The organism is Streptomyces ovatisporus (assembly GCF_042653885.1).
GTDB lineage: Bacteria > Actinomycetota > Actinomycetes > Streptomycetales > Streptomycetaceae > Streptomyces > Streptomyces ovatisporus.
On the sequence record NZ_JBHSFH010000019.1, the window covers coordinates 1 to 4,960 of the forward strand.

The following is a 4,960-nucleotide window of genomic DNA, read 5'->3' on the forward strand; positions in this document are numbered from 1 at the left end:
GCACCCGGATCACGCACCACCTGACCCTCGAACAGCTCATGCACCGTCTCCGACACCACCGAGGAGGACACAGCGGCGCCCGCCGCGAGCAGCAACTCCTCCTCACCGGCGGGGAGACGGACGGCGCGGGCGTCCCCGTCCGCGTCGGCCGCCATCGCCTCCAGAACCGCGCGGAACATGCCGGCGATCCGGTCGGCGTGCTCCTGGCTGAGGTGGTGGGTGTGCGAGCGCAGGCTCAGGGTGCCGCCGAGCGCTGTGACGGTGAGGGCGAACTCGTTGGGGGCGTCGTTGAAGCCCCAGCCGTCCTCGGCCTCTTCCGAGTCCATGCGGTGGAAGTCGAGGTAGCTGAAGAAGACGTCGACGAGACGTCCGCCGCCGTGCTGCGGCATTCCCGGCATCGGGAAGTGCCGGTGCGGCCATGCCTCGATCTCCCGGTCGGAGACCTGCCGCACCAGCTCCCGCCACGTGCGGGCCGTACGGTCCGCGGGGAAGGGAACCGTGTTCAGGTAGGTGCCGTAGACCCTGTCCGCACCCGGCTCCTCCAGCCGGGAATGGGTGACGAGGCCCGCGTGGTAGGCGGGTTCGTCGGTGAGCTGGCCCATGACCTTCATGAACGCGGCCACGAGCACGCTCTTGACGGGCACCTTCGCCGAGGCGGCAAGTGCCCGCAGCCGGTCCGTCAGGTCGTCGAAGTGCACGCCTGCGCGGACCACTTCGGCCGGAGCCGCAAGGTCGCCGTGCCAGCCGTCGGGGACCCCCGCCTTGGTGTGTTCCGCGACCAGGCGCTCCCAGTAGTCCTTGTCCTCCGCCGAGTCCAGGGCGGCGAGTTCGGCCGCGACGGAGTCCGCGAAGCGCACAGCCGGCGCCTGGTACGGCTCCGGTTCCAGGCCGGCCCGCAGCCGCCGGTAGACGTGTACGAGGTCCACCAGGAACAGCTGGTTGCTCCAGCCGTCCATGATGGCGTGGCTCTGCGTGAAGGTGCACAGCCATTGGCCGTCGCCCAGGATGTGCGCGGCGACGCGCAGCAGGGGTGCCTGCGCCGAGAGGTCGAAGACGCGGGTCCGCTCGTCCGCGACGTAGGCGAGCATGTTCTGCCGCTGCTGTTCCTGTGACAGCCCGGTGAGGTCGCGCAGTTCGGCCGGGACGTCCGCGTGGGCGTGTACGAACTGCATCGGACGCGAGTAGCCGGTCAGCGCCACGGAGGTGCGGAGCGTCTCGTGGCGGGCGACGAGGATTCCGACTGCTTCCTCGAAGGCCTCGAAGTCGAACGGCTCCTCGTCGTGGACCCGGTAGACGTTGACGTTGTGGTAGTTGTTCTGCTCCTCGTCCGCCAGCGTCTCGACGAGCATGCCCGTCTGCACCAGCGAGAGCGGGTAGGCGTCGACGACGCCGTCGGGCAGCCTCTTCCGGTCCGCCTCGGTGACCAGCTCGTACGGAGCCGTGAACTTCTGTGCCCCGGCGGAGAGTTGAGACCTTCCGGAGAGCAGCCGGCACAGTCCCGCGATGGTCCGGTGGGCGAACACGTCACGTACCGCGACGTCGAATCCCTCGCCGCGCAGGGCACCGATCAGCGCCACGGCCCGGATGGAGTCGCCGCCGAGGTCGAAGAAGTCGTCGTCCACGCCGATGCGTCCGGACCCGAGGACGTCGCTCCACACGGCTGCGACACGTTCCTCGAGCGGAGTCCGCGGGGCCGTGTACTCCGTCTGCGCGTACGCGTCCTCCCCCGGATCGGGGAGGGCCTGCCGGTCCAGTTTGCCGTTGGCGTTGAGGGGGATGGCCTCCAGCGGCACGAACGCCGTGGGCACCATGTACTCGGGCAGGGTGCAGCCGAGGAAGGTGTGCAGTTCGGCGGCGTCGACGGGCGTCTCCCCCGCAGGGACGAGGTAGGCGACGAGCCGCAGCTCGCCCTGGTCCTGCTCGCGGAGCACGACGCGTGCGTCCGTCACCCGCGGGTGGTCGCCGAGCGCCGCCTCGATCTCGCCCAGTTCGACGCGGTAGCCGCGGATCTTGACCTGTCCGTCTCCGCGTCCGAGGAACTCCACGTTGCCGTCGGGCAGCACCCGCACGAGGTCGCCGCTGCGGTAGAGCCGGTCGCCGGGGTCGCCGTAGGGGTCGGGCACGAAGCGGGAGGCGGTCAGCTGCGGATGCGCGAGGTAGCCGCGTGCCACGCCCGTACCGCCGACGTACAGCTCTCCGGTCACGCCGGTCGGAACGGGCTCCAGGCGGTCGTCGAGGACGTACATCCGCACACCGGGCAGCGGACCGCCGATGGGCATCACGTCCGGCAGGCAGCCGTCCTCGGACGTGCCGGGCACGGGCCAGACGCAGGTACCGACCGAGTTCTCCGTCGGGCCGTACTCGTTGACCAGCCGCGTGCCCGGAGCGAGCGACTGCCACGCCTGCACCACCTGGCGGCGGAACGCCTCACCGGCGACCACCAGCAGCGGAGCGAGCTGCTGCGCCTGCTCCGGGGAGAGCTGCTGCGTCAGCACCTCGAGGTGGGCGGGCGTCAACTTCACGAAGGAGTACGGGGCGTGTGCGGCCAGCGTCCCGCCGAGCTCACCGAGGTCGCAGTCCTGCGGTACGGCGTGGACCCGCTGTCCGGCGAGCAGCGGCGCCCACAGGTTCGGCACCACCAGGTCGAAGGCGACGGAGGAGAACAGGGGCGCACCGCCCTCGCCCGCGGTGGTCAACTCCTCGACGGCCCAGCGGACATGGTTGACCAGTCCCCTGTGCGGTACCAGAACTCCCTTGGGCCGGCCGGTGGAACCGGACGTGTAGATGACGTAGGCCAGCCGGTCCAGGTCGTCGACGCGTTCCGGCCGCGTCGCCGGGCGCGTGTCCAGCTCCTCCCGGTCCCGGTCGAGCAGCAGCGTGTGCCCGGCGAAGCCGTCGCCTGCCCGCTCTTCGTACGCCGAGGTGGTCAGAAGCACACCGGCGGAAGCGTCGTCGAGCATGTGGGCGACGCGTTCCGACGGGAAGACGGGGTCCATCGGCACATAGGCGCCGCCCGCCTTCCAGACGGCCAGCAGCCCCGTCACCAGGTCGGCTCCGCGGTCGAGCAGCACGGCGACCACGGACTCCGGGGCGACGCCGAGCTCACGGAGCCGGTGGGCGAGCCGGTTGGCGCGGGCGTCCAGTTCGGCGTAGGTGAGCCGCTCGTCGCCGGACACCACCGCACAGGCGCCGGGTGTGAGTGCCGCCTGCTCCTCGAAGAGCTCGGGGACGGTCCGCGTCACCGGGGCGGTCGGATTGGCCGCCCATTCGCCGACGAGGCGTCGCCGCTCCTCGGCGGGTATCAGCGGCACCCGCGCGTCACCCTCGGCGTCGGCCGCCATCGCTTCCAGGACCGCACGGAACATCACGCCGATCCGTTCGGTGTGCTCCAGGGTGAGCGACCAGGAGTCGGCCGTGAGGAAGATGTGCTTGACGCGCGAGGAGATGGTCAGCGGGAACTCGGTGGGGCTGTCGTCGATGCCCACGCTGTCGTCGACGAGAGAGGCGTCGACCTGGCGGAAGTCCTGGTAGTTGAAGAAGACGTCGATGAGCTGTTTGTTGCCGGTCTCACGCTGCACGGCGGGGAGCGGGTGCCTGCGGTGCTCCCAGGCTTCGACCTCCCGGGTGAAGGTGTTCCGTACGAGTTCCAGCCAGGTCCCCGGCATCCGGTCCACGGCCAGGGGGAGCGTGTTGAGGTACATGCCGTACACGCGGTCGGCGCCCGTCACTTCGGGACGCACGTCGAAGACCAGACCGGCGTGGAAGTCCTTCGCATCCGTCAGCTGGCTCATCACCTTGCCGTACGCGGCGAGCATGACGCTCTTCAGCGAAGCCCGTGCTCGGGTGGCGAGCGCGCGCAGAGCAGGCTCCAGGTCCTCCCAGGAGACCTGCACATGATGCTTGACGCGAGGGGCCCCGCTGCCGTCGCCCCACGCCGTCGGCAGCGTGAACTTCTCGTATTCACTTGTGACTCGGCGCCAGTAGGCGCGGTCGTCCTCGGAGGCGAGGGAGGCGAGTTCACCGGCGATGGAGTCGACGAAGCGCACGGCCGGCGGCTCGTGGGGTTCGGGCGAACCGCCGTCCCGTATCTGCCGGTAGCAGCCGAGCAGTTCCATGAGGAGCGAGTGGTAGCTCCAGCCCTCCATGATCGGATGGCACTCGGTCACGGAGATCCACCAGGTGGTGCCGTCGGTGACGTGCGCGTGGAACCGCATCAGGGTAGGGGTGCTCAAGTCGAACGCCTCGGCCCGCTCGGCGCGTACGAAGTCCCGCAGCGCGGCCTGGATCTGCTCGTCGGTGAGGTCGCGGAGGTCGTGCGTCCCGATGCGGGCCTCTGCGCTCGCGTGGACGAACTGCATCGGCACCGAGCAGCCGGTGAGGTGCACCGAGGTGCGCAGCATGTCGTGGCGGGCGACGACTTCCTCGGTGGCGCGGCGGAAAGCGGCGAAGTCGAAGGGGGCGTCGTCGAGAATCCGGAAGCAACTGCAGTTGTGGTAGTGGTTCTTCTCCTCGTCGGCCAGCATCTCGATGACCATGCCGGTCTGGATCTGGGACAGCGGATAGGCGTCCACGACCCCCTCGGGGAGCCTGTCCCGGTCCTCGTCGGAGATCAGCTCGAAGGGCTGCACGAGGGCGAGCTGGTCCGCGGACAGGGCAGTACGGCCGGTCAGCAGCTCGCACAGTTCCGAGACCGAGCGGCGGTCGAAGACGTCGCGCACCGACAGGTCGAATCCCTCGGCGCGGAGGGCTCCGACGAGGGCGACGGCGCGGATGGAGTCACCGCCGAGATCGAAGAAACTGTCGTGCACCCCCACCCGGTCGACCTCGAGGGCCGTCGCCCAGACGGCGGCGACCTGCTCCTCGACAGGGGTGCGCGGGGCCACGTACTCGGACAACGCGTAGGAGCCCTGATCAGGCGCCGGCAGAGCCCGCTGATCGAGCTTCCCGTTGGCCGTCAGCG

Annotated in this window: 1 protein-coding gene; it reads right to left on the reverse strand. The window is 70.1% G+C overall.

Annotated features, from left to right (window positions below):
- The coding region (locus ACFPA8_RS27475; protein WP_386452902.1) for a non-ribosomal peptide synthetase at positions 1-4,960 on the reverse strand (4,960 nt) is incomplete at both ends.